Origin of the sequence: Vibrio rhodolitus (assembly GCF_003350325.1) — a bacterium.
GTDB classification, from domain to species: Bacteria; Pseudomonadota; Gammaproteobacteria; order Enterobacterales; family Vibrionaceae; genus Vibrio; species Vibrio rhodolitus.
The window spans coordinates 25,014-50,379 of record NZ_QLYZ01000016.1; the positions used below are offsets into that span (position 1 = coordinate 25,014).

19 protein-coding genes are annotated in these 25,366 nt (G+C 45.3%); 8 read left to right on the forward strand and 11 right to left on the reverse strand.

The features are described 5' to 3' along the window. Positions 1-32: 32 nt before the first annotated feature. The gene (pta, locus tag DPF93_RS14730; RefSeq protein ID WP_114766887.1) at positions 33-2,198 is read right to left on the reverse strand and encodes a phosphate acetyltransferase; all 2,166 of its coding nucleotides are present in this window, start codon (positions 2,196-2,198) and stop codon (positions 33-35) included. Positions 2,199-2,336: 138 nt separating this feature from the next. Then, the gene (locus DPF93_RS14735; RefSeq protein ID WP_114766888.1) at positions 2,337-3,533 is read right to left on the reverse strand and encodes an acetate kinase; all 1,197 of its coding nucleotides are present in this window, start codon (positions 3,531-3,533) and stop codon (positions 2,337-2,339) included. A gap of 463 nt (positions 3,534-3,996) precedes the next feature. On the opposite strand from DPF93_RS14735, the gene yfbV reads away from it, so the two are divergent. Beyond that, positions 3,997-4,449 (forward strand): terminus macrodomain insulation protein YfbV, encoded by a 453-nt coding sequence (yfbV, locus tag DPF93_RS14740; RefSeq protein ID WP_114766889.1) that lies wholly within the window; start codon positions 3,997-3,999, stop codon positions 4,447-4,449. Between the two features lie 470 nt (positions 4,450-4,919). On the opposite strand, the gene ald is transcribed toward yfbV, so the two are convergent. Beyond that, positions 4,920-6,044 (reverse strand): alanine dehydrogenase, encoded by a 1,125-nt coding sequence (gene ald / locus DPF93_RS14745; protein WP_114766890.1) that lies wholly within the window; start codon positions 6,042-6,044, stop codon positions 4,920-4,922. 156 nt (positions 6,045-6,200) lie between these two features. On the opposite strand from ald, the gene lrp reads away from it, so the two are divergent. The 4 genes from lrp (at position 6,201) to DPF93_RS14765 (ending at position 11,251) form a co-directional block, all read left to right on the forward strand. Then, positions 6,201-6,695 (forward strand): leucine-responsive transcriptional regulator Lrp, encoded by a 495-nt coding sequence (gene lrp / locus DPF93_RS14750; RefSeq protein ID WP_114766891.1) that lies wholly within the window; start codon positions 6,201-6,203, stop codon positions 6,693-6,695. Positions 6,696-6,933: 238 nt separating this feature from the next. Beyond that, the gene (locus DPF93_RS14755; protein ID WP_114766964.1) at positions 6,934-10,059 is read left to right on the forward strand and encodes a DNA translocase FtsK 4TM domain-containing protein; all 3,126 of its coding nucleotides are present in this window, start codon (positions 6,934-6,936) and stop codon (positions 10,057-10,059) included. Between the two features lie 395 nt (positions 10,060-10,454). Further along, positions 10,455-10,778: a hypothetical protein gene (locus tag DPF93_RS14760; protein WP_123777550.1), complete on the forward strand. Its 324-nt coding sequence runs from the start codon at positions 10,455-10,457 to the stop codon at positions 10,776-10,778. Further along, positions 10,778-11,251 carry a hypothetical protein gene (locus tag DPF93_RS14765; protein ID WP_123777552.1) on the forward strand — a complete coding sequence of 158 codons (474 nt, stop codon included), beginning with the start codon at positions 10,778-10,780 and terminating at the stop codon, positions 11,249-11,251. Before DPF93_RS14760 ends, DPF93_RS14765 begins: the two co-directional genes overlap by 1 nt. 70 nt (positions 11,252-11,321) lie before the next feature. On the opposite strand, the gene DPF93_RS14770 is transcribed toward DPF93_RS14765, so the two are convergent. After that, the gene (locus DPF93_RS14770; RefSeq protein WP_114766894.1) at positions 11,322-12,212 is read right to left on the reverse strand and encodes a LysR family transcriptional regulator; all 891 of its coding nucleotides are present in this window, start codon (positions 12,210-12,212) and stop codon (positions 11,322-11,324) included. 168 nt (positions 12,213-12,380) lie between these two features. Between DPF93_RS14770 and DPF93_RS14775 the strand changes: the two genes are divergently transcribed. Together DPF93_RS14775 and DPF93_RS14780 are read left to right on the forward strand one after the other, a co-directional pair. Continuing rightward, the gene (locus tag DPF93_RS14775) at positions 12,381-12,908 is read left to right on the forward strand and encodes a phosphoribosyltransferase (RefSeq protein ID WP_114766895.1); all 528 of its coding nucleotides are present in this window, start codon (positions 12,381-12,383) and stop codon (positions 12,906-12,908) included. 30 nt (positions 12,909-12,938) lie between these two features. Further along, positions 12,939-13,529 (forward strand): DUF1349 domain-containing protein, encoded by a 591-nt coding sequence (locus DPF93_RS14780; RefSeq protein WP_114766896.1) that lies wholly within the window; start codon positions 12,939-12,941, stop codon positions 13,527-13,529. Between the two features lie 81 nt (positions 13,530-13,610). On the opposite strand, the gene dsbB is transcribed toward DPF93_RS14780, so the two are convergent. Then, positions 13,611-14,129: a disulfide bond formation protein DsbB gene (gene dsbB, locus DPF93_RS14785; protein WP_114766897.1), complete on the reverse strand. Its 519-nt coding sequence runs from the start codon at positions 14,127-14,129 to the stop codon at positions 13,611-13,613. An 85-nt stretch (positions 14,130-14,214) separates the two neighbouring features. Continuing rightward, a complete protein-coding gene (gene nhaB / locus DPF93_RS14790) occupies positions 14,215-15,801 on the reverse strand; it encodes a Na(+)/H(+) antiporter NhaB (protein ID WP_114766898.1) in 1,587 nt (528 codons plus the stop codon). A gap of 641 nt (positions 15,802-16,442) precedes the next feature. Between nhaB and fadR the strand changes: the two genes are divergently transcribed. Then, entirely contained in the window at positions 16,443-17,282 is an 840-nt protein-coding gene (fadR, locus tag DPF93_RS14795) for a fatty acid metabolism transcriptional regulator FadR (RefSeq protein WP_114766899.1), read from the forward strand. Between the two features lie 52 nt (positions 17,283-17,334). Here fadR and DPF93_RS14800 read toward each other — a convergent pair whose 3' ends face one another. The 5 genes from DPF93_RS14800 to DPF93_RS14820 all read right to left on the reverse strand — a co-directional run bounded on the left by DPF93_RS14800 (position 17,335) and on the right by DPF93_RS14820 (position 25,356). Then, entirely contained in the window at positions 17,335-18,402 is a 1,068-nt protein-coding gene (locus tag DPF93_RS14800) for an FAD-binding oxidoreductase (protein WP_114766900.1), read from the reverse strand. A gap of 85 nt (positions 18,403-18,487) precedes the next feature. Further along, positions 18,488-20,146 (reverse strand): hydroxylamine reductase, encoded by a 1,659-nt coding sequence (hcp, locus tag DPF93_RS14805; RefSeq protein ID WP_114766901.1) that lies wholly within the window; start codon positions 20,144-20,146, stop codon positions 18,488-18,490. A 224-nt stretch (positions 20,147-20,370) separates the two neighbouring features. Next, a complete protein-coding gene (gene norR / locus DPF93_RS14810) occupies positions 20,371-21,897 on the reverse strand; it encodes a nitric oxide reductase transcriptional regulator NorR (RefSeq protein WP_114766902.1) in 1,527 nt (508 codons plus the stop codon). A gap of 146 nt (positions 21,898-22,043) precedes the next feature. Continuing rightward, positions 22,044-23,213: a DUF1887 family protein gene (locus DPF93_RS14815; RefSeq protein WP_114766903.1), complete on the reverse strand. Its 1,170-nt coding sequence runs from the start codon at positions 23,211-23,213 to the stop codon at positions 22,044-22,046. Positions 23,214-23,364: 151 nt separating this feature from the next. Further along, positions 23,365-25,356: a methyl-accepting chemotaxis protein gene (locus DPF93_RS14820; protein WP_114766904.1), complete on the reverse strand. Its 1,992-nt coding sequence runs from the start codon at positions 25,354-25,356 to the stop codon at positions 23,365-23,367. Positions 25,357-25,366 lie beyond the last annotated feature (10 nt).

The following is a 25,366-nucleotide window of genomic DNA, read 5'->3' on the forward strand; positions in this document are numbered from 1 at the left end:
GGCGAGGGTTTACATATCGAAAAGCGCGTTAATTAGTTAACTGCTTTTTCGCGAGCTTGTTCAGCTTGATCTGCTTGGATCGCAGTTAGTGCTACTGTGTACACGATATCGTCTACTAGAGCTCCACGAGACAGGTCGTTAACTGGCTTGCGCATACCTTGCAGCATTGGACCGATAGAAACTAGGTCTGCTGAGCGTTGTACCGCTTTGTAAGTCGTGTTACCAGTGTTTAGGTCTGGGAATACGAATACAGTTGCTTTACCAGCTACTGGAGAGTTAGGCGCTTTAGAAGCTGCCACGTTTTCCATGATTGCTGCGTCGTACTGTAGAGGACCGTCGATGATTAGATCAGGACGTTTCTCTTGAGCTAGTTTAGTTGCTTCACGTACTTTATCAACGTCTGCACCCTTACCAGATTCACCAGTAGAGTAAGAGATCATTGCTACGCGTGGTTCGATACCAAATGCTGCTGCAGAGTCAGCAGATTGGATAGCGATTTCAGCAAGCTGTTCAGCTGTTGGATCTGGGTTGATCGCACAGTCACCGTAAACCAGTACTTGGTCAGGTAGTAGCATGAAGAACACAGAAGATACGATTGACGCATCAGGTGCAGTCTTGATGATTTGGAACGGAGGAACGATAGTGTTCGCCGTAGTGTGAACAGCACCAGAAACTAGGCCGTCAACTTCGTCGTTCTCAAGCATCATTGTGCCTAGGAATACTGAATCTTGTAGTTTCTCACGAGCCACTACTTCAGTCATACCTTTAGAGCCACGTAGCTCAACTAGACGCGCTACGTAGTTTTCACGTACTTCATCAGAGTTGATGATAGTTACGCCAGCACCTAGCTCAACGCCTTGTTGTGCAGCAACGCGACGGATTTCGTCTGGGTTACCTAACAGCACACATTCCGCGATACCGCGCTCAGCACAGATAGCCGCAGCTTTAACTGTACGTGGCTCGTCACCTTCAGGAAGAACGATACGTTTAGCCGCTTTACGAGCGAATTCAGTTAGCTGGTAACGGAATGCTGGTGGGCTTAGACGACGAGACTTCTGAGTGCCTTCAGTCATAGACTCGATCCAGTTACCGTCGATGTGACCTGCAACGTGATCGTTGATGAACTCGATACGCTCTTTATCGTCAGCTGGCACTTCTAGGCTGAAGCTTTGTAGGTTCAGCGAAGTTTGCCATGTGTTGCCTTGAGCTTTGAAGATTGGAAGACCAGTGTCAAATGCAGGCTTACATAGGTTAGCGATTTCAGCTGGGATATCGTAACCACCAGTTAGTAGGATCGCACCGATCTCAACGCCGTTCATTGCAGCTAGAGAAGCAGCAACGATTACGTCTGGACGGTCAGCAGAAGTTACTAGTAGTGAACCTGGTTTGAAGTGCTCAATCATGTGCGGTAGAGAACGTGCACAGAAAGTGATGCTCTTGATGCGACGAGTCTTAATGTCACCTTCGTTGATGATATCAGCGCTTAGGTGAGAAGCCATGTCGATAGCACGAGTAGCAATCAGATCAATGCTCCATGGCACGCAACCTAGTACGCGAATAGGAGAAGTATTGAAGATCTGCATTACTTCAAGTTGGTTTTGGCTTGCTACGTCAGCATCATCGAAGATTTCTGATAGGTCAGGACGAGTACGACCTGCTTCATCAACTGGCGCGTTTAGCTTGTTGATGATAACACCAGAGATGTTCTTGTTCTTAGTTCCGCCGAAGTTAGAACATGCTACTTCGATGCGCTCTTTAAGCTGAGATGGGTTATCTGTGCCAGGAGTTGCAACTAGAACGATTTCCGCACCAAGAGTTGCCGCGATTTCCGCGTTCACTTGGTTAGCGAATGGGTGCTTACGAGTTGGTACTAGACCTTCGATTAGCGTAACGTCTGCATCTTTGTTGATTTGGTTGTAACGTTCTACAACTGTTTCTAGCAGTTCGTCCATGTTGTCAGCGCCGATCATATGCTCAGCTACAGACATCATCATTGGTTCGCCAATCTTCATATCGCTGTTAATGCCAACGATAGTTGAAGTTAGATCTGGTTGGTCGCCGCCGCTACGAGGTTGAGCGATTGGCTTGTAGAAAGAAACTTTAACGCCTTTGCGCTCCATCGCGCGAAGTACGCCCATGCTTACGCTAGTTAGACCAACACCAGCGCTAGTAGGGATAAGCATAATAGTACGAGACATTCGTATAGGTACCTTTTGCTATTGTGATCAAAGCTTGACTGTGCATTCCATGCGTGGGGCAAGAAAAAGGATACTTGCGCCCCCGAAACCTTCCATCATAAGAAAACTGGCTAGCCGATGGCTAGCCAGTTAAATCGATTAAAGACCTGCTAGACGAGCAGTGTCTTCTGCGATAACCAACTCTTCGTTAGTAGAGATAACCATCGCTGGGATACGGCTGTTTTCAGTAGTGATAACGCCTTCGCCGCCGAAACGAGCTTTAAGGTTAGCTTCGCTGTCAACTTCGATACCGAAGATGCCTAGACGGTTAAGAACCATCTCACGGATTGGACCAGAGTTCTCGCCGATACCGCCAGTGAAAGTGATAGCGTCTAGACGACCGTCTAGAGAAGCAGTGTAACCAGCTACGTATTTAGCTAGACGGTGACAGAATACGTCCATCGCGCGAGTAGCTTCTTCTTTTTGACCGTAGTTGTCTTCAACGAAACGACAGTCTGAAGTTACTTCAGTTAGACCTTGTAGGCCAGACTCTTTAGTTAGCATAGTGTTGATTTTCTCAACAGAGTAGCCAAGAGTGTCGTGTAGGTGGAAGATGATAGCTGGGTCGATGTCACCACAACGAGTACCCATTACTAGACCTTCTAGTGGAGTTAGACCCATAGAAGTGTCAACAGATTGGCCGTTCTTAACTGCACAAACAGAAGCACCGTTACCTAGGTGACAGTTGATGATGTTTACTTCTTCAACTGGCTTGCCAAGGATGTTAGCTACTTCACGAGTGATGAATAGGTGTGAAGTACCGTGCATGCCGTAACGACGGATGCCGTGCTCTTTGTATAGGTTGTATGGAAGAGCGTATAGGTAAGACTCTTCAGGCATAGTTTGGTGGAAAGCAGTGTCAAACACAGCAACGTTTTTCAGTGCTGGGAATGATTTTTGAGCTGCTTTGATACCAATGATGTGCGCAGGGTTGTGAAGAGGTGCTAGAGTTGCACAGTCTTCGATACCTTTAAGAACTTCGTCAGTGATTAGAGCTGATTGAGTGAACTGCTCACCACCGTGAACTACACGGTGACCGATAGCTGCTAGGTTCTCAGAAAGCTCTGGCTTAGAAGCAAGAATAGTTTCTACCATGAACGATAGTGCTTCTTCGTGAGCTGCACCAGCACCTAGTTGAGCTTCGTGCTTACCATCAAGTTTCCACTTGATACGTGCTTCAGGAAGGTGCAGACATTCTGCAAGACCTGATAGGTGCTCGTTGCCGTTTTCTGCATCAACAACAGCGAATTTAAGAGAAGAACTACCGCAGTTTAAAACTAAAACTAGCTTAGACATGAGTGACTACCTGTTAATCGTCTGAAATATCCTTGGTAACAATGGGCAAAGCGAACTCATTGGAAAAAGGCTCACAACTAATGCTGTGAACCTCCTCTTGGAGCCGTGCTCTCATCACCGTAGATATCAAAATCAGTTAGGATGAAAATTTATCACAAGAATAGACGAGCCTTTTATCAGCTGCGTACTACTTGTGACTAAAAAACTTTTAAATCCGTATATAAAAAGAGGTTGCTTTACCAAGCAATCAACTTGTGCAATCCTTGCAGATGTCTCTCAGAGTTGCCTAAATTGTAAATAAGAGCAACAATGAGATTGAGGGTCTGCAAAGGATAGCGATAATAAAGCAATATAACAAAAAAATTTTGAAAGAATATTAACTTTAGTCAAATTTTTACGCGATTAGTTGAATCTTTCAACTCTTTTTTAGTAGGGCGCCCTTTACTGGAAGTGAGAGAGTCATATGAATAATAAAGTCGGTATCGTTCACAGCTTGCGTGATGGACAGAAGTACATGGATACTTGGCCGATGCGCAAAGAGCTAGCTCCACTGTTCCCTGAGCAGCGTATTATTAAAGCCACGCGCTTTGGCATGAAAGTCATGCCAGCAGTTGCCGCTATTAGTGTTTTGACACAAATGGCGTTTACTAACTATCAAGGTTTGCCACAAGCGGTAATCGTTGCATTATTTGCTATCAGCATGCCGATTCAAGGTATGTGGTGGCTGGGTAATCGCTCAAATACTCGATTGCCACCGGCTCTTGCGGGTTGGTATCGCGAGTTACACCAAAAAATTGTTGAAAGTGGTTTTGCTTTAGAGCCAATGAAATCACGCCCACGCTATAAAGAGTTAGCGCAACTTCTAAATCGCGCATTTCGCCAGTTGGATAAGACCTCTTTAGAGAGATGGTTCTAACCGGGGAGAGCGTTCGGCTTCGCCTCACTGTGAGAATTGAGAGTCGAGAACGCAACGCTTAAGCGTTGCTTCGGGAATCGGGATGCGGGAACGCTCAGCAGCAAGCGCTGAGCTCCAGAACAGTTCGCTGCGAGAAACACATGAATAAACGAAAGGGTTGGCATTTGCCGGCCTTTTTTGTATCTGCAGTAGTGGGATGTGGGAACGCTCAGCAACCAGTGCTGAGCTACAGAACGGTACGCTGTGAGAAAACACAAGAACAAATTAAACGGTTGGAGTTACGATTTTTTATCCGTAGCAGCGAGATCACTCGCTGCGTTCTCGTCTCCGAAGTCCGTAATCCCAAATCTGTAGCAAAACATCCATGTTTTGCGTTCTCGAAGCAAAGCGATCCCAATCATGTTTTGCGTTCTCGAAGCAGAGCGCTCTCTATTTTCGATTCTATAATCTGTAAAAAGCGCTCGCGTTCTTTAACTAAACATCGCAATGGCTTCAGCAGGCGCGACATAATCCAATTGGAAAGCCTCTGCCACTTCTTTACAGGTGACTTTACCGTGAATAACGTTTAGTCCTTCTAAGAAGCCTTTGTCGTCGAGCAATGCTTGACGGTAACCTTTGTTTGCCAGTTTAACTATGTAAGGTAATGTTGCGTTGTTTAGCGCAAATGTAGAAGTTCGTGCTACAGCGCCTGGCATGTTGGCGACGCAGTAATGCACCACATCATCTACAATATAGGTCGGATCGGCGTGGGTGGTGGCATGGGATGTTTCAAAACAGCCGCCTTGGTCAATCGCGACATCCACTACCGCAGCGCCAGGCTTCATTTTTGCAATGTGCGCTTTGGTCACAAGTTTAGGAGCCGCAGCGCCAGGGATAAGCACCGCACCAATCACAAGGTCCGCTTCAAGTACATGTTTTTCAATCGCATCTTCGGTTGAATAAACCACTTTTGCACGACCTTGGAACTCTTCGTCTAATTTGCGAAGCGTGTCAATATTTCTATCAAGAATCGTTACATCGGCACGCAAACCTACTGCCATGCGTGCAGCATTTGCACCGACAACACCGCCGCCGATCACAACGATTTTGGCCGGTTCAACGCCCGGAACCCCACCAAGTAAAAGCCCTCGACCTCCATGAGACTTTTCTAATGTTTGAGCGCCAGCTTGGATCGACATACGACCAGCCACTTCTGACATCGGCGCTAATAGTGGCAAGCGACCCATATTATCTGTTACAGTCTCATAGGCTATACAGACGGCTTTGCTCTTGATTAGCTCTTCAGTTTGTGGAAAATCTGGAGCTAGGTGCAGATATGTAAATAATATTTGTCCCTCTCGAAGCATTGAACGCTCGATAGCTTGAGGTTCTTTAACCTTAACAATCATTTCTGCTTGCGTGAAAACGTCGGCAGCAGTAGGAAGAATGGATGCGCCTACAGCGATGTAATCATCGTCAGAAAAGCCAATGCCCGCCCCGGCTTGGGTTTCAACAACAACTTGGTGGCCTTGAGATACTAGCTCTCGAACACTTGCTGGGATCATGCCCACGCGGTATTCGTGGTTTTTGATTTCCTTAGGTACGCCAATGATCATCCTGACTCCTCATTATATTTTGGTTGTAATAACTATGTGTGGGGTAGTATTGTCGAGTTAATATCTAGTATAAAAGCAAATGTTTAACATTTGTTGCTAAATATTTAAAAGATGTAGTATATATATTTGCAAGGAAGTAATAAGGTGGAATAAAAAATGGCAGACAACAATAAGAAGCCGTCCAAGGATCTAGACCGTATTGACCGTAATATTCTGAACGAATTGCAGAAAGATGGTCGTATTTCAAACGTTGAACTCTCTAAGCGTGTAGGGCTTTCACCAACACCGTGTTTGGAGCGTGTACGTCGATTAGAACGTCAAGGTTACATCACGGGTTATACAGCTCTTCTTAACCCTCAGTACCTCGACGCGTCACTGTTAGTATTTGTTGAAATTACGTTAAATCGTGGTGCGCCAGACGTATTTGAACAATTCAATGCAGCGGTACAGAAATTGGATGATATCCAAGAGTGTCACTTAGTTTCTGGTGACTTCGACTACCTATTAAAAACTCGTGTAGCAGATATGGGCGCATATCGTAAGCTGCTAGGCGATACACTACTGCGTTTACCTGGTGTGAATGACACTCGTACTTACGTAGTAATGGAAGAAGTGAAGCAAACGAACCAATTGGTCATCAAAACACGATAACATCTGATTTAAGTGAACTGCCGATTAATTTTGGGTCTGCAGATAGCGCTCGCACGCTTGTGGGCTTATCCCTTTCTGGCACAAGTTCACTTTAATCACAGTATTTCGTGCGTCAGGATAAAATCCTTCCCATATTCTGACGTTAGACAATTGGGTTTTTGACTTTGATATGGTTAAATCTATAGTCCGAGTGGCAGTGCTGCTCGGACTATTTTTTTCTATTAAAGACAAGTTGGTTATGTTCAAGAAGAACAGCAATAAAATCGAAACAATAATCAAGACTGGAGAAGAGGCTCAACCTTCTCGTTTGACTGGTCCCGAGCGCTTAAAAGAGTGCAGTTTGATTGTCGCCATTTTAGGCTCAATTTTCCTCTCTATCGCCTTGCTTTCATTTAACCCCGCCGATCCTTCCTGGTCACAAACCGCATGGGCGGGCGACATCGACAATTCAGGTGGTGCGGTAGGTGCATGGCTTGCGGACACGCTGTTTTTTGGCTTTGGTTCGCTGGCCTACACGTTGCCAGTGATTATTACGGTGGTGTCTTGGGTTTTATTTCGTAAACGTGGCGAGGATGAACCGCTAGACCTTATGCTCTGGGGTACACGTTTACTGGGCTTAACCATTCTTGTTTTAACCAGCTGTGCTTTAGCCGATATTAACTTTGATGACATTTGGTACTTTTCATCTGGTGGTGTGATTGGTGATGTTCTCACCAGCCTTGCACTGCCTACGCTGAATGTTCTTGGCACAACTCTGGTACTGCTTTTCCTTTGGGGCGCTGGTTTTACTTTGCTAACAGGTATTTCATGGCTGGAGATTGTTGATTCTCTAGGTGAGAAGACTATTCAATTCTTTACTAGCCTGACCAACCGAGTTCGCGGTGAACGTGATGAAACGATTGAGCCAGACCTAAAAGACGCTGATGACTTTGTAGTGCCTCAGCGCCGCGCGTTAGCGCAAGAGGAAGCAGAACCATTAACGGCGCCGGTTGAGCCGCGCCGCTATAACATTCATATGCCAGAAAGCGCCACAGCCGCTTTGGCAGCCAATGCAGCGTCAGCGGGCACGGTACAAGAAACACCACTAAATGTGACTGCTGAGCCGGAACACAGCGCGCCAGCTGCAATTGAGCCTGTTGTTGAGGTGCCAACAGCGCAACCTGTCTATGTTCAACCTACTGTGGTAGAACCAACAGTCTCAGCTGAGCCTCAGATTGAACGTACGCGCCAATTAAACGCGACCATCGAGCAGTTAGAGGAAGATGCGTTTAATTCTAACGACATGGCTGAGCAAAATATGGCAGCGTGGCAACAAGATGTTGTCGAGCCATCGATTGTTCAAGCAACAGTGCCTCAATCTGTAATAGTTGAGCCTGCCGTTGCACAAGCACAGATGCCACAGTCGCAAGTTGAAGCACAACCAATTGAACAGCCACAAGAGATGCCTAGCGTTGCTGCTGGGCAAGAGGAAACCGCGACTCAACTTGACGATCTGCCATGGAACAGTGTGGAAGAGGTGCCGCAGCCGCTGATTGATCCCGCGACCCTAGAACAAATTAGCCAACAGGTTGAACCCGACACTAATCATGTTGAGCCTGTGATCAGCTCGTTTGAGGTTGCAGAGCCTGTTTCGGAGCAAGAAATGGCTGAGACGCCACTTGCATCTGAGCACTCTTCTCAACCAATCCATGAACAGCCTCAAGCAGAGCCAACAGTCGAGCAAGAGCCGTTTGTTGAAGAAATTGAACCGAACCAAGACAACGATGTGGCTGCCTTCCAATCTTTGGTAGCAGATGCTCAGGCGAAAGTGGTTGCTCAGCAAAACCCATTCTTGGTGCAACAAGAGGTGAATCTGCCAAAACCAGCCGAGCCACTACCAACACTTGATTTGCTATACCATCCTGAAAAGCGTGAAAACTTTATTGACCGCGAAGCACTTGAATCAATTGCGCGCTTGGTTGAATCAAAGCTGGCAGACTATAAGATCCAAGCGACAGTGGTGGATATCTTCCCTGGTCCCGTTATCACACGATTTGAACTGGATTTAGCGCCAGGGGTGAAGGTAAGCCGGATTTCTGGGCTATCGATGGACTTAGCGCGTTCACTATCAGCCATGGCTGTGCGTGTGGTTGAGGTGATCCCTGGCAAACCTTATGTCGGTCTTGAATTGCCGAATATGAGCCGCCAAACCGTCTACTTCTCAGATGTGGTTGGTAGCCAGACCTTTATTGATGCAACTTCGCCAACCACAGTGGTATTGGGGCAAGACATCGCTGGTGAAGCGGTGATTGCAGATATCGCTAAGATGCCTCACGTACTAGTGGCTGGTACTACAGGCTCGGGTAAGTCGGTGGGTGTGAACGTTATGATCCTAAGTATGCTGTACAAAGCATCACCAGAAGATCTGCGCTTTATTATGATCGACCCGAAAATGTTGGAGCTATCTGTCTATGAGGGTATTCCTCACTTGTTGGCAGAAGTGGTTACTGACATGAAGGATGCATCCAATGCCCTACGTTGGTGTGTGGGCGAGATGGAGCGCCGCTATAAACTCATGTCAGCTTTAGGCGTTCGTAACATTAAAGGCTTCAATGACAAGCTTAAGATGGCTGCCGAAGCCGGGCATCCAATTCATGACCCACTGTGGCAACCGGGCGACAGTATGGACCCTGAAGCGCCATTGCTGGAAAAACTGCCTTATATCGTGGTGGTGGTAGATGAATTTGCTGACTTGATGATGGTTGTCGGCAAGAAAGTCGAAGAGCTTATTGCCCGTTTGGCGCAAAAAGCGCGTGCTGCTGGTATCCACCTGATTCTTGCGACTCAGCGTCCATCGGTAGATGTTATTACTGGTTTGATTAAAGCAAACATCCCAACTCGCGTGGCGTTTACTGTTTCGACTAAGACCGACTCGCGTACCATTCTTGACCAAGGTGGTGCAGAATCACTATTGGGTATGGGTGATATGTTGTACTTGCCACCAGGTTCGAGCCACACGGTGCGTGTTCACGGTGCCTTTGCCTCGGATGATGATGTACATGCAGTGGTGAATAACTGGAAAGCGCGAGGCAAGCCTAACTACATTGAAGAGATCATTAGTGGTGACCAAGGTCCTGAAAGCCTACTACCAGGTGAAACCATGGAAGCGGATGAAGACATCGATCCATTGTTCGATCAAGTTGTGGAGCATGTGGTGCAATCACGCCGTGGCTCAGTATCTGGCGTGCAGCGTCGCTTTAAGATTGGCTACAACCGCGCAGCGCGAATTGTAGAGCAACTTGAAGCGCAAGGGATTGTCAGTGCGCCAGGTCATAACGGTAACCGTGAAGTACTGGCACCAGCGCCCGGGCGAGATATGAACTAACCGGTTCTATCGACCACCGAGATTGAAAACAAAAACGCAGGATATTCCTGCGTTTTTGTTTTAGGTAGAGCAAAAAATAATACCATAAATAGCAATAAATGATTTTGTAAAAGAGGTTTGGTATTTGAGGATTGTCACCCTATAGATCATCGGGTCTCATCAACAAATTTATCGTGATGAATATCAATGTTTATGGAGGGAAATGTAGAGCAGAGTAACCCCCCTCTGCCGACAGGAACTCAGAATTAAATGTGACTAGTATCACTTTTTCTTGTGTTTATTTAGCTATTTATCGTAGGAAAAATCGGACATTTTTAAGCATCTGATTTAGTATATTTATTCTCATTTTTATAGGATTATAGTCAATAAATTCAGTGGCTTAAGAGATTCTTAAAGTGAAAAAAATAATAATTATGTTAGGGCTTTTATCGTTATCAGGTTGTAGTGTAATTGATAACAACACAAGAGATGATTATTCAATCCAAAGAAAAGCAGCTTTCGCTCTAGGCACTAGTGCAGAACAAGTCAAAATCGAGCACAGAACTGCTGATCTTATGAAAGTAGAATTTGACGCTATTTACAAAAATAGGCGATTCCAGTGCTACTACACTGGTGGTGTAGTAGTGACTAGTGATGCGGTTTGTTCTGCGACTGATGGTAAAGGGATGCCATCGGGTGCGAATTGTAATGGCTTGATGAAAGCTGCAGGTCAATGTTAATGGCAGAGTTCAAAGTATTCAAAGGTAAGATTGATGGCTTAGGCCAGAGTGAATTCAGCAAATTTGGTCACAAGTATAGCTACATCAAACTTCTTGATGGCGATAACAACTTCCATATGGTTAAACATATCGCTACTTTCAATACCACCGATTCATTTCTTAAGTTGGGTAGTGAGGTTGAACTTTACACGTATTGTGATGCAGGAGATAAGGTAATACTTGGCTTAGTCGCAGATGGTAAAAGAGTGGTTGATATGGAAGATATCAATCAAGCCTTAAGTGGTATGGAAAGTAGCTTCAGAAAAATGCTGATATGGGGTGTTATCCCTAGTCTTTTCCTGTCTTTTATTTTCATCGGCATTCCATTATTAATGGTGATGTCATATATGTGTTGGAAAATACATAAAATAATGAAAGTATTAAACAAAGACAGCGTTACAGCATTTCTTAACGAGAATGGATTTAACGTTTAATAGCAATATTTTTTAGCTGACTAATTTAGGAAGGATTGGTTTAAACCAATCCTTTTTTTCATTCTCCAACTCATTTATCACAAACTCCCATACGTTCTTTAATAGAATCTAAGATACAGTCCTTGATGCGGCTTGCCCATTTCTTGGCGACATAAGAGGGTTGGAAAGCCAAATAAAACTCGGTTTGGTTAAGTGGTTCGTCAAAGACATACAAATTCTGGTAGTTACTCTCGTCAACAAAGTATTCCGGTAAGATCGCAATGCCTGCGTTAGCAAGGATGGCTTGATAGATCCCAAAACTATTGTTAATCACTTGCATGTTTTTATGCTGGTGAAAACTCTCGCCATATTGCTGAAATAGCTGTTCCCATGTGTTACTTCTCGAAGCATTTCTGACGATCAAGCGATGATTGGCATTGATTTGTTCAAAGCTAAACACTTGTTGAGTGTTGGCGTATTGCTGGCTGCAAATCAGTACATTTCTTAGTGATACCAGCGGAATGTATTCGAGTCCGCTCTCATCGGTTTTGTTGCGAATCGAAAAGTCGAAACGGCTCTGTTTGAGGTCGATGACCGTATCAGTTAAATCCAGATTGACGATCAACTTATCAGCTTCGAGTTGGGATAATGCTGGCGTGAGCAACTTAATCCCCAAATCGAGTGGTGCAGTTATTTCTAAGTGAGTGCGACTGTTACTAAGTTGCGTGTCAGCAAGAACCTGGTTGAAGTTGCGCTCCAGAGCAGCGTACTCTTGGTACAAGTTTGCCCCTTTGGTCGTCAGTTCTACTTTGCTTCCTTGCCCTCTAACAAAGAGCTTGAAACCAAGCTTATCTTCCAAGTTTTTGATTTGATAGCTTATTGATGATTGTGAAATCGACAATTCTTCGGCTGCCTTAGAAAAGCTCAAATGCTTTGCAACGGCAGAGAAGTAGGGCAGGTGGCTCGCTAGATGTAATAGCATCGAAAAATTAGATATTTAAATACAATAAATCTATTTTATTTATCTATGCCCGTTGAGGCAATATGCCTGAAACAAACCTGTAAGTGCTTTTTTGCCGCTTTTGAGATCATTAACTGCTTGGTGACCACGAGTAGGTACTAACAAACATAATCGCGTTGAGGTGTATAGATGAGTAAACAATATATTGGTGATTTAGTGTTAAGCCAGGAGCAAATCAAGTTAGGGGCTAGCCAAGTAGCGCAACAATTGAATCAGCGCTTTGTTGATCAAGATGCGGTGATTATTACTGTCGTGCCGGGTGGAATACTGTTTACTGCCGATCTCGTTCGTGAACTGACATTTGATCTCAGTATGGATTATATCTCTTGCCCTCATACCCCTGGAGATAGAAACAATACTTCGGAGATTGTCTTCCATCAAAACATCCCGCTGGCAGGGCGTAATGTGATTCTAGTTGACGATGCCATTGAATCTGGCGGCACCATGAAACGTATCGCTCACTTTTTGCAGCAAGAGTTCGATTTAAAATCGTTGTCCATCGCGACTCTGTTTGTTAAACCCGGTCGCGTCGACATTCCGGTAACTCAGTATCATGCATACGTGATGGAGAATGATGATCTTTTGGTTGGCTATGGACTGCCTTGGAAGGATCAATTAAGGAATATCCCTTATGTATCCAAGTTAGTTGTTGAGTAACCCCAACTAGGCTAGCTGACAGTTAACATTATGATTTTAGAAAACAGTATTGCCGATAATTTTAAGTGGTTAAACCCACCTAAGCATTACCAGTTGAATGGCTCAGGAATCGAAATTACGCCTTTTGCTAATACCGATTTTATCCGTTCGTACAACTCGACTATCGCTGATAATGCCAGCTTTTACTTTCGTGAAATTGAAGGAGACTTTTGCCTGCAAGCTAAGCTAGAGGGGCAACTGATAGGGAAGTATGATGCAGGCGCACTAATGATTCGCATCGACGAGAAACATTGGGCAAAACTCTGTATTGAGCGATGTGCAGACGATGGGATCTCAATTGTTTCCGTTGTTACTAACACTTGGTCTGACGATACCAATAATGAACGTTTAGATTGTGCGAATTGTTATTTAAGAGTGATTAGACAAGGCGATCTTATTGTATTTCACTACAGTCTTGATGGGCATATCTGGCGCTTTGTAAGGAAGTTTCCTATCGACTGGTCAAATTCAATACAAGTTGGCCTTGCCGTACAAGCGCCGTTTGAGCAAGGCGCAGTGGTTGAATTTAGTGATGTTCGTTTAGGTCCTAATCGCGTGGTTAATTTTAGAGACGGCAGTTAAGGTCAGTCTCGATAACAAAAAGGGTTGGCTTCAAGCCAACCCTTTGTACAAGAATATAAACTGGTCGTTTAAAATCAGTGGTTATTTACTTTTGACTAGTTGAGCCACTACGATAACCGCCAAAGCGATAAGGTTGGCGGCAAAGATTACAACTAACCATTGCGGCATAGACAGCGTTAGGAATTGCCAGACGATTTTTGAGCAGTCGCCGTAAGCTTCAAACATCCAAGGCGCCCATTTGTTCAGTGGCGCCCATTCTGGGAAGCGAACAAACAGATCACAGGTTGCAAATGGTGATGGGTTGAACTGGTAGTCTACGTGCTCTAGAGCAAGTGATAAGCCGCGATATGCGCTGTAACCCCATGCAGCTAAGCCAAGCCAACGTACAACGCCATTTTGTGGCGCAATAAGACCAATGATTGCTGCACCACCAATACCCATCATGGCAACACGCTCATAAATACACATTACACAAGGTGGCAACTCCATCACGTGTTGGAAGAATAGGGCACAAGCTTCAAAGAAGACGATGAAGCCAAGTAAGATAGCCCATGAAAGACGGCTTTGCGAAAAGCTCTTTAACGTTGCTAGAAAGTTCAAAATTCTGTCCTTGTTCAGAAATAAAAAAAGCTCTGATAGTTCAGAGCTTTTTAGCTTGGATTAGTTTCCTAATCAAGTAGAAATATTAGTGACCGCTTGAAACCGCTTCAACCACGCCACCAACATGCGCTTCAATCCAGCCCATATCATAGAACCATGCAGTTGCAGGCTCTAGGAAGAACATGATGCCAGCAAGACCCACTAGAGCCAGTACGATAGTGTACGGCAGAGCCATGATCACCATGCGACCGTATGATAGACGAATCAATGGAGCCAGTGCTGAAGTCAGTAGGAATAGGAATGCTGCTTGACCGTTTGGCGTTGCGACTGAAGGTAGGTTAGTACCTGTGTTGATCGCAACTGCTAGCAAATCAAACTGTTCACGAGAGATCACACCTTCAATCAGTGCCGCTTTTACTTCGTTGATGTATACCGTACCAACGAATACGTTGTCCGATACCATAGAAAGCAGACCGTTAGCCACGTAGAACATCGCTAGCTGCGTGCCTTTATCTTCAACGGCTAGTACCGCGTCGATAACTGGTTTAAATAGCTGTTGGTCAATGATTACCGCTACAACGGCAAAGAACACGGCAAGAAGGGCAGTAAACGGAAGCGCTTCTTCAAACGCTTTACCCATTGAGTGCTCTTCGATAACACCAGTAAACGAGGTTGCTAAAATGATAACCGCAAGACCAATCAGACCTACAGCTGCAAGGTGCATTGCTAGTGCGATGATCAAAAATACCGCGATTGCGCCTTGAACCCATAGCTTAGCCACGTCTTGGTTAGTACGAGTTTTACGCTCTTCAGTATCGAAATCAACTAGGATTTGACGCACAGCATCAGGAAGCTCTGCACCGTAACCAAATACTTTAAACTTCTCAACTAGAGCACAAGTGATGATACCGCAGAAAAATACTGGCAGTGTTACTGGTGCCATACGGATCAAGAACTCACCAAATAGCCAGCCTGCTTGGTCTGCAATGATCAGGTTTTGTGGTTCGCCCACCATAGTGGTTACGCCACCTAGCGCGGTACCCACACCTGCGTGCATAAGCAGTGAGCGCAAGAATGCACGGTAGTTTTCTAAGTCATCACGAGTTAGTTCAGGGATGGTTTCATCATTGTTGTGGTCATGGTCGCCAATCGGGTTGCCTGAAGCCACTTTGTGATAAATCGCGTAGAAGCCAACCGCAACGCTGATAACCACAGCGATTACTGTTAGTGCGTCTAGGAATGCTGATAGGAACGCTGCTGCAAAGCAGAATGCCATTGATAGCAGTACTTTAGATCGAATGCCAAGCAGTATCTTAGTGAAGATAAACAGCAGCAGGTTCTTCATAAAGTAGATACCAGCTACCATGAAGACTAAGAGTAGTAGTACTTCAATATTGGCAACGAGTTCGTGTTTCACTTGTCCCGGGGTGGTCATGCCGATAGCAACAGCTTCAATGGCAAGCAAACCACCTGGTTGTAGTGGGTAACACTTAAGTGCCATTGCAAGGGTGAAAATAAACTCTGCAACTAACAACCAACCTGCGACGAACGGATCGACAAAGAAAAATACGATTGGGTTGATGATGAGAAAAGCGATGATTAAGACTTTGTACCAGTCTGGCGCTTTACCAAGGAAATTCTTGATAAACGCATTTCCGAGAGACATTGGCATAATACAACTACTCTATTGATGGTTACGACGAAACATTGCTTGCGTGTAAATCCTTATTTCGGAAAAGTGAATAATTATCCGAAGCAACAGTAACCTGGGAAAACAACAATCGGTAATTGTGATGTAGTCTTGCCAAGTCACTCCCTGAGAATGACAAGCACTCATTATATACTTTGTGCGCTACAATACTCTTCAGCACCATGGAGTCAATGAATAACTCGTTATTGACAGAATACTCGGTGCTTTTCTCCTCAAAACGCGATCAAAGTTACGTAACGATAACATAAGAGTTGTAAAAAATTCCATTTTGTTTCTCATACAAAGCGAAAGCAAAGAATAAAACAATTAACTTTTACAAAAGTGGTACAATAGGCACACAAAGTTTGAGTATTTTGAAAACTTATATTACCTGTATGACTGCGCAATGGCGGGAACTTTGATTGCAAAAAGCGCGATAAACATGGGTTTTATTGTGTTTGATTGACCATATTGATGCCATCGCCATCAACTCAAAAATAGTGTTATTACTCTATTTTTATTTTGCAAGAAGTTTACTATCAGCTTGTTTCCGATAGGTAATAACTAGTGGTATGATGAGTGATTCTGAACCCCCGAATAAATAGAATATTGGATGCAACTTAATGGTCATTAAGGCAAAGAGCCCTGCAGGATTTGCAGAAAAATACATTATTGAGAGTATTTGGAAAGGGCGCTTCCCTCCAGGTTCCATTCTTCCGGCTGAACGTGAACTTTCTGAGCTTATTGGCGTGACGCGTACAACGTTGCGTGAGGTTTTACAACGTTTAGCGCGAGATGGCTGGCTGACTATTCAGCACGGAAAGCCAACAAAAGTTAACCAGTTTATGGAAACCTCTGGTTTGCATATCCTCGATACACTAATGACGCTGGATGCGGATAACGCCACCTCCATCGTTGAAGATTTGCTTGCAGCACGCACAAATATCAGCCCGATTTTTATGCGTTACGCATTTAAAGCAAATAAAGAGAATTCAGAGCGCACAATTAATAACGTGATTGAATCATGTGAAGCTTTAATTAGTGCTGACTCTTGGGATCAATTTATGCAGTCATCACCTTATGCTGAAAAAATTAAGCAGCACATCAAAGATGACGGTGAAAAAGACCCAATTAAGCGCGAAGAGATTCTGCTGGCGAAAACATTTAACTTCTACGATTACATGTTATTCCAACGCCTGGCATTCCACTCTGGTAACCAGATCTACGGTTTGATTTTTAACGGTCTACGTAAACTGTACGATCGTGTTGGTAGCTACTACTTCTCTAATCCTGAAGCGCGTGAACTTGCATTGCAGTTCTACCGCAACCTGTTAGAAGTGTGTGAATCTGGTAACCGTGAGAGCATTCCTGTGTTAGTTCGCCACTACGGTATTGAAAGTGGTCAAATTTGGCAAAAAATGAAAACAACCTTGCCGACTAACTTTACCGAAGACGACAGCTAATTGTTATGCTGAGTTATGAAAACGCCCATCCTTGAGATGGGCGTTTTGCTAATTAGATTTCGATGGTGACATCATCACAGAGGGTAGAAGAACAGGCTAACACATACCCTTGGGCGATTTCCTCTTCGGTCAACGGTGAGTGGCTACTGCTCTCCACCTGACCCACTTTCACCTTACATTTGCATGAACCACAAATACCGCTTCGACAAGCGATGATGATTGGTACCCCGCCTTGTTCCAGAGCATCAGCCAATAGCGCACCTCGGCTTGCCTCTAAGCTTTGCCCAAGCGATGGCAGCTCAATACGTACTTGCTCTCCTTCTTCTTGGGCTGAGATCGTTTGTTCAGTCTGTACTGGTGTGAAGCTCTCCTGATGGAACTGGCTCATATCAAAACCTAATTGCTCAAGGTAACTCGCGGTATCAAGCATAAACTGGTTTGGTCCACACAAATAAACTGTGCGCTGTTTAAAGTCTGCAACCAAAGTTTCTAGCCATTCAGCCGACAGGCGCCCTTGTGGGTAATCACTCTCTCTAGCTTCTTTTAACAGCAGCTGTAAATTAAAATTGGAGTGGCTTGCTGCGAGGGTTTCAAGCTTATCGAAATAAATGGTTTGTTCGATATTGCGTGCGATATGTAGAAAAGTAATATCGGTCTCATTACCACCATTCTCTTCAGCTAACCACGCTTGTGCCATCGCGAATACGGGCGTGATTCCGCACCCTGCGCTAATCAGCAGTACCTTATTCTGACCATCGAGTTTCCGTGGTAGGCAGTCGATATTGTTAAACTCTCCAGCAGGCGCTAAACACTCGACTTCATTGCCAACAGCCAGTTGGTCAACGATATAATTGGATACCTTGCCTCCTTCGACTCGCTTTACCGTGAGTTGCAGACATGATTGTCCCGGTAAGGAGCTGATGGAATAAGCTCGGTACTCGGTCGAATCGCCAATATTGACGCCCAAAGTAACAAACTGACCAGGTTTAAAATCAAACTGGTGACTCTCTTCGCTGGCAAGCATTAGCGAAACACAATCATCAGTTTCGAACCATTTTTCAATGCAGCGTAAGGTGGCAGGATAGCTTGGTGGGTTAGCAACATGGGTATTGACTGACATGGGAAATCTCAAATAGCGAATAAAATAGTCTGCCATCTGCGATAATGAATGACTCGCAAGATGGCAGACGTGGCAGTGATTACAATTAACCTAGGATGGTCTGTAGGTCATTCTCGACGGTGCTGATTGCGCGCATATCGAATTTTTCTTGAATGATTGCCAATAGGTTGTCGGTCAAGAACGCAGGTGCGGTAGGACCGGTGTAAATGCCTTTAACACCAAGAGCAAATAGCGTTAGTAAGATAACAATCGCTTTTTGCTCAAACCAAGATAGAACCAGTGTCAGTGGCAGTTCATTGATGTCACAGTCAAATTCTTTAGCCAGAGCAAGCGCAAGTTGGATTGCTGAATAGGCATCATTACATTGACCAACATCGAGTAGACGAGGGATGCCGTTGATGTCACCGAATTGGTTTTTGTTAAAGCGGAACTTACCACATGCAAGAGTTAGAATTAGCGTATCTTCTGGTGCATTGGCAGTGAAATCTGTGTAGTAACTGCGCTCTGATTTATCACCATCACAGCCGCCAACGAGGAAGAAGTGACGAATGTTACCTTGTTTCACTTGATCGATAACAGCTGGCGCTGCGTTCATCAGCGCATTGCGACCAAAGCCCACGGTGATCATTTGCTCGATTTCATTGTGCTGGAAGCCCGGCGCAGCCAGTGCCGCATCAATCGCTGCAGAGAAATCATCACCTTCAATATGACTAACACCTGGCCAGCCAACAATGCTTCGGGTAAATAGACGATCTGCATATTGACCTACATTAGGGTTAAGCAAGCAGTTTGAGGTCATCACGATTGCGCCTGGGAAGTTAGCAAATTCTTTCTGCTGATTTTGCCATGCGCTGCCATAGTTACCGACAAGGTGAGGGTACTTGTTGAGTTCTGGGTAGCCGTGCGCTGGCAGCATTTCACCATTGGTGTACACGTTAATGCCTTTACCTTCGGTTTGTTGAAGGATTTTTTCTAGATCATGCAGATCATGACCTGAGACTAGAATACATTTACCTTTAACTGGCTTGACATTGACTGAGGTCGGAACTGGATGACCAAAGGTTGCGGTCTCGCCAAGATCCAGCATCTCCATCACTTTGTAGTTCATCAAGCCGATCTCCATTGAACACTCTAACAGTGCATTGAGATCACTTGGCTCAGTGCCTAGCCATGCCATGATTTTGTGGAACTGGGCATGAATGGCTTCATCGGTCTGTCCAAGTACACGTGCATGCTCCATGTAAGCCGCCGCACCTTTTAAGCCATAAAGGCACAATAAACGCAGACCGATGACATCTTCACTTACTTGCTCTTTGCCACGGTTAACTGCCGCTTGTGGAGCAAATGCTAAGATCTCGGCGGCGTCTGTTGGCAGTTCAAATTCTGCTACTTGTGGCGCTGCTTCAAGCTCAATATTGTTTAGCGCTGCGGCGGCGAGAGTTTGCTGTTTTAGCTCGCTCTTGTATTGCGCGGCTTGATTGGTAAATTCAAGAATACGTTCAGGATCGAAGTTAACGTTGGTTAGTGTGGCGAAAAAGGCGCGTGGTGCCCAAGTGTCGATATCAGCATTGATGATATTGAATGCGCGAGCTTGCTCAGCCCAGTATGAGACACCTTGTAGCGTGTAAACCAGCACGTCTTGCAGATCTGAAACTTCCGATGTTTTTCCACACATACCTTGTGTGAATGAACAGCCTTTAATCGTTGGGGTTTGAATTGTCTGCTCACATTGAATACAGAACATAGTGATACTCCAGTTTACTCGTAATAGTTATTCATTTGCCTAACGCTTAACCGAAAGTAGGGAAAAGTCGCTTAGGCGTAGTGTTGAACTCTATAGAGCATGGAGTGTGCCACTTTTTATCTATCTGATTTTAAAGGAAAAGAGCAACGAAAGGTCTTGCTGTTGTTGTAATAAAGACAACGTGGTTGATGTCTTTATTACAACGAAATGCTGAAGTGAGTTAGCTATTTGATGCCGAGCTTTTTACCCATGCGATACAGGTTCCCTCGATCCATTTGAAGAAAATCAGCTGCTTGTGACCAAGTGTTGTTCGATTGGTCTAAAGCATGAGTAATCAAGTCTTTTTGATAAAGTTCGACTAGTGCGCGCATCGGTTGGCTGGTGGCAGGGAAGTACTGCGATGTATTTTTTACATCGACATCGTTTTTCACATCGTCAAAGTGGTGTAATTGAATCGTAGTTTGCTCGTTTTGGATCGCGTGTAACGCTGCGCGAGTTAAGCTATGTTCGAGCTCACGCACGTTGCCTTGCCATGGCTGATTTTCTAACACTTGTAATGCCTTTGGATGAACATGCAAGTTTGGTGCGTTGAACTGGCTACGCATTTTTTCCAGCAAATACCCCGAAAGTACTGCGATATCTCCATCGCGTTCACGCAGCGGCGGGACGTAAATTGGAAAGACATTGAGTCGGTGATATAGATCGGCGCGAAAGCGTCCTTGTTCCACTTCTTCTTCGAGTTTGCGGTTGGTGGCTGCAATGATACGTACATTGACGGTTAAGTGCTGATCGCTGCCCACGCGTTGCAGCTCTCCTTGCTGGATGACACGCAGCAATTTGGCTTGCAGGATAAGCGGCAGTTCCCCAATTTCATCTAAGAAAATGGTGCCGCCATCGGCCAGTTCAAATTTGCCAGAACGATGACTGTTGGCACCAGTAAAGGCACCTTTAACATGACCAAACAGTTCACTTTCCGCCAAGCCCTCTGGCAAAGCCGCGCAGTTAACGTAAATCATAGGTTTGTCCGCACGATGAGATTGAGCATGTAGGTTGTGGGCGACCAACTCTTTACCCGTGCCAGTTTCGCCCCATACCAACACGGCAAAATCGGATTTAGCCACCGTAGCAATGTTGCTCTTTAGCTTTTCAAATTGTGGGCTGAGACCGACCATTTCACCTTGCTGCGTTCTGGCTTGTTGGATAAGTGTTTGCGTGATTGAGCGGTGTTTACGATTCTGCGTTTTGAGCGCTTTAAATTGGGCGATATTACGTAGGGTCGCCGCGGTCAGCGCCGCGAAGGTATCGACCATCACAGGATCGAGCTGGTCGAAGGCACCGACGTTGAGAGCATCCATGGTTAGTACACCGACTAGCTGTCCTTCGACATAAAGGCTACAGCCTAAACAGTCATGGACATCGATGGTTTGTTCAGCGGTTAGCATTACGCCGTCAAATGGATCGGGTAGTGAGCAGTTCGCGTCAAAACGCACGGGTGATTTGTTTTGCATGATTTGTTCTAGGCGAGGGTGGGCGCTTGGGAAAAAGCGGCGACCCAGTACCGAATTCGATACCCCTTTGACAGCGACTGGGGTAAGAAACCCTTGCTGATCTAGAATAAACAGGGCGGCAGCATCACAGGGAAAGACTTGGCTGATCCCTTCGACCAAATGTTGATATTGTTCTTCGCTGGTGCGGTTCGCACTTAAGTTTAAGGCGATATTAAGGAGAGTTTGTTCAACATTGGAAGGCATGATGACGCTCTTATTGATAAAAGAGTCGCTATGCTAGCAAGGTGATGTAAAAAGTACATCATGAGCCAGTTGGGAATGGTGTACGTTTGACTAGGATCAAAAACAAAATAGCCCCGCGAATGCGAGGCTATGCAAATTACGCTTGATTAGCAATCAGAGCAATCTTCAGAGCCGCCCGCCTCCGCGAACCACTGAGCAAGATGATGTTTAAGATCTTTAAGTTCATCAGGACCAATTAACGCCAAGCCGAGGTCTTCTGCGCGAGTTATGTCGTTATAACGTAACGGACGAAAGCTGACTAACATTGCGCGAGCTTGCAGACCGCCAAGTAGATCACGCAGCGATTCCAGCTTGTAGAGCGTATCGTCACCATCATCACGCATGCCTTTGGTTTTACATTCGATGATATGCAGCTTGTTATTCACCACAGAAGCCACATCCAGCTCGTTACGTACTTCACGTTCACCCAGTTGACGATAGACTTGCACATTCAGAGAGTGGTCTTGAATGGTTGGCATGTCCTGTTGTATCTGACGTACGGTGCTGTGAACTAGGGTTTCCAGCCACTCACCGTTGGAGAAACGACGCGCTTCTTCGCTCGCAAAGGTCAAAGTACCGTTTTCATAAGTCGCAATCTGCGCTTCAACAAGATCTGACAGCAGCATATTCAGTTCACGATAGCCCTGCTGCTTATCAGACAGTTCGACATCAAGACGCTGTTCCTTACGGCAAGTGGTTGCAAGGTAGTTCAGTGTCGCCAGACCAGGCCCTAACTCTAATGCATTGCTAGCCCAGCGCTCGCCAAGTTCATACAGTTTTTTATCGAGTTGAGGAGGGAGGTTTTGCTCGGCAAACTCGCCACGAGCGCCAAAAATGGTGAGATAGTCGTCGATGGTGATCAAATCTTCTACTTGTGTGTCTTCACGACCTTCAGGATAGAGCCAGCAGAGGCGATCACTATTGGGTTCAACGACAAAGATTGGCCAATGGTAGCTGCGAAACACTTCGTATACAGAGAGTAAACGGTGACGCAAGCCACAACTGGCATTGAGTTTGATAGCGCCGCCACGAGATTTTAGTTCATCAGCCAATTGAATAACGGCTTGCTTGATACGAGAGGTATTAGCGACGTTTGGTATTTCAAAGAATTCTGAGGTGATTTGGCGTTTTGCCAGCACGCTGTTTAAGCGTTCATAGATCTCTTTTTGCGATTCTATCCCAATAAACACAATGTGCTGACTAAGGGTTCGATTATCTAATAATGGTGTGATCAAGCGAATCGGGTCTTGATCGATTATGCCAACATGAATTGCCATAGCTTTTCCTCATGGTTGGCTTGCAAAATGGGGTACTAAGGTAAAACACAGCAAGCCTTAGTAACCATATAATGTTAAGGTCTATAAAAAACAAGGGCGATTAATTAATTTAATCGCCCTTGTTCAATTATTTAGCCTGAAATTGACATTTCTAAACTCTAAATCGATGCACCAATTCACCTTGCTGATTCGCCAAGTGAGTCAGGTTGCTACTCGCTTCCGCGATTTCTGCCATAGCTCGGTAACTAGAGTCTGCGATTTCGTTGATCTCTTCTACGCTATGAGCAATCGAGCTCGCAGTGCTGTTTTGTTCAGTACAGGCACTAGAAATATGACCAGCCATTTCACTGATTTGTAAAATGAGCGACTGAATTTCTTCCATAGCACTGTTGGCATTAGAGGCTTGATCGACCGTTTGCGTCATATCGTCCACACAGCCTTGAATAACCGTGTTAGCTGACGATGAGCTGCTTTGTAACGCGCTGATCATATTTTCAATTTCAGAAGTTGATTCTGTGGTGCGCTGGGCAAGAACACGAACTTCATCGGCTACCACCGCAAATCCACGACCTTGCTCGCCTGCGCGCGCGGCTTCAATTGCAGCGTTCAGTGCAAGCAGGTTGGTTTGCTCAGCAATATTGCGGATCACATCGAGAATCGTACCAATTTGTCCGCTCATGTTTTGCAGCTCTTTCACCGCTTCAACCGACTCGTTAAGGCGCGTTTCTAACTGATTAATGGTGGTGATATTGCTGCTCATGATCTGGCGACCTTGCTCAGAGGCCTCCTCAACTTGTTCAACCATTTGCAGCGAGTTTTGTGCACTTTGCGCCACTTCTTCAACCGATTGGCTCATTTCATTCATTGCCGTCGCCACACTCGCGGTTTGATGGCGCTGTTGGTTCAGTTGGCTTTGCGCTTCCGTTAACGTCTGTTGGTTATTGTTGGCGGTATTGGTCAAGTCGTCTGAGGCTTGGTTCAGGCGCACAAGAATATTGTGAAGGTTATCGGCTAGGGTATTGATGTGACCACTGACGCGGCTAAATTCATTGTTATAACGAATGTCGATGCGTTGCGTCATATCGCCATCACTGAGCGCCTCTAACGTTTTCAGAATTCTTTGTAGTGGACTGCGTACGCTATGGGCGATGTGATAGCCAATGCCTGCCGCAAGAGCCACCACGACAACACACAAGAAAATCGCGCGTACTAAACCTGAATCGTACACTTCGCCAGCATCAACCAGAGATTGATTCAAGCTTTGCTGAGCACTATCACTGAAGGAGTTCAGTAGTGAACGAGAGGTATCCACTTCTTTGGTTAGATTAGCGATGTTTTCATACAGCGCTTTTTTGGCAATTAGGTAGTTGTTGTGCTGATCAAGTACACCGCCTTTTTGCCCGATATCGGTGGTAAACTGTGCAACCGCGCCATCAAACTCTTCTTTTAGCGAAGGCATTTGTGTCACTAGACCACGATAGGCGTAGTTAAGGTGAGTGACGGCTTTTTTGTTCTTGGCGACTGCTTTCGCCACAGCTTCTGTATCACTGCTTGCTAGCGCGTCAGAGGTGATTACTTCGGCGTCTTTCAGTTTGACGAAGTAGCTTCGCGACATAACTTTTACCGCGATGTTGTCTTGTTTGTCCACGTACTCTTTCATTCCGGCACTAAGCTCAGAATGAAGGCGCTGAAATTGGCGCGTTGATAATTGTACTTGTGCCTGAGATTCGAACATGCTGCGATAGTTGTCCATCGCATCTGCGGCTTCGGCAAAATAGCGCTGCTCAAGCGCTTTGATTTCTTCAATCAGAGGCAATAATTCGGCATCGTTAGCACTAGCGGCTTCAAGGTTTTGGAGAGTTTGGTCATAGTGAGCTTTAGCTTGATCAAATTGCGAGCGTATCGTATCCATGCGCTCGAAGCTTTGCGTGGTGAGAAAGTCTTTAAACAGCTTATCAGCGGAAAGCAAAGCAACGTTGGTCTGGTTGGAAAGCGACACAAGAGGCAGTGAAGTGTTAGTCACACTGGCGAAATTCGCGTGGATTTGTTCCATACTTCGCAACGCCATAAATGTGGACACTGCGAACATCAATATGATCAATGCAAAGCCAGCGTACATTCGTCTGATCACTGAGCCTTTCATAGACCTCTCC

Excerpts from the sequence above, each read along its gene's own strand:
- pta (WP_114766887.1), bottom strand. The coding sequence starts at position 2,198 with ATGTCTCGTACTATTATGCTTATCCCTACTAGCGCTGGTGTTGGTCTA.
- DPF93_RS14735 (WP_114766888.1), bottom strand. The coding sequence starts at position 3,533 with ATGTCTAAGCTAGTTTTAGTTTTAAACTGCGGTAGTTCTTCTCTTAAA.
- yfbV (WP_114766889.1), top strand. The coding sequence starts at position 3,997 with ATGAATAATAAAGTCGGTATCGTTCACAGCTTGCGTGATGGACAGAAG.
- ald (WP_114766890.1), bottom strand. The coding sequence starts at position 6,044 with ATGATCATTGGCGTACCTAAGGAAATCAAAAACCACGAATACCGCGTG.
- lrp (WP_114766891.1), top strand. The coding sequence starts at position 6,201 with ATGGCAGACAACAATAAGAAGCCGTCCAAGGATCTAGACCGTATTGAC.
- DPF93_RS14755 (WP_114766964.1), top strand. The coding sequence starts at position 6,934 with ATGTTCAAGAAGAACAGCAATAAAATCGAAACAATAATCAAGACTGGA.
- DPF93_RS14765 (WP_123777552.1), top strand. The coding sequence starts at position 10,778 with ATGGCAGAGTTCAAAGTATTCAAAGGTAAGATTGATGGCTTAGGCCAG.
- DPF93_RS14770 (WP_114766894.1), bottom strand. The coding sequence starts at position 12,212 with ATGCTATTACATCTAGCGAGCCACCTGCCCTACTTCTCTGCCGTTGCA.
- DPF93_RS14775 (WP_114766895.1), top strand. The coding sequence starts at position 12,381 with ATGAGTAAACAATATATTGGTGATTTAGTGTTAAGCCAGGAGCAAATC.
- DPF93_RS14780 (WP_114766896.1), top strand. The coding sequence starts at position 12,939 with ATGATTTTAGAAAACAGTATTGCCGATAATTTTAAGTGGTTAAACCCA.
- nhaB (WP_114766898.1), bottom strand. The coding sequence starts at position 15,801 with ATGCCAATGTCTCTCGGAAATGCGTTTATCAAGAATTTCCTTGGTAAA.
- fadR (WP_114766899.1), top strand. The coding sequence starts at position 16,443 with ATGGTCATTAAGGCAAAGAGCCCTGCAGGATTTGCAGAAAAATACATT.
- DPF93_RS14800 (WP_114766900.1), bottom strand. The coding sequence starts at position 18,402 with ATGTCAGTCAATACCCATGTTGCTAACCCACCAAGCTATCCTGCCACC.
- hcp (WP_114766901.1), bottom strand. The coding sequence starts at position 20,146 with ATGTTCTGTATTCAATGTGAGCAGACAATTCAAACCCCAACGATTAAA.
- norR (WP_114766902.1), bottom strand. The coding sequence starts at position 21,897 with ATGCCTTCCAATGTTGAACAAACTCTCCTTAATATCGCCTTAAACTTA.
- DPF93_RS14815 (WP_114766903.1), bottom strand. The coding sequence starts at position 23,213 with ATGGCAATTCATGTTGGCATAATCGATCAAGACCCGATTCGCTTGATC.
- DPF93_RS14820 (WP_114766904.1), bottom strand. The coding sequence starts at position 25,356 with ATGAAAGGCTCAGTGATCAGACGAATGTACGCTGGCTTTGCATTGATC.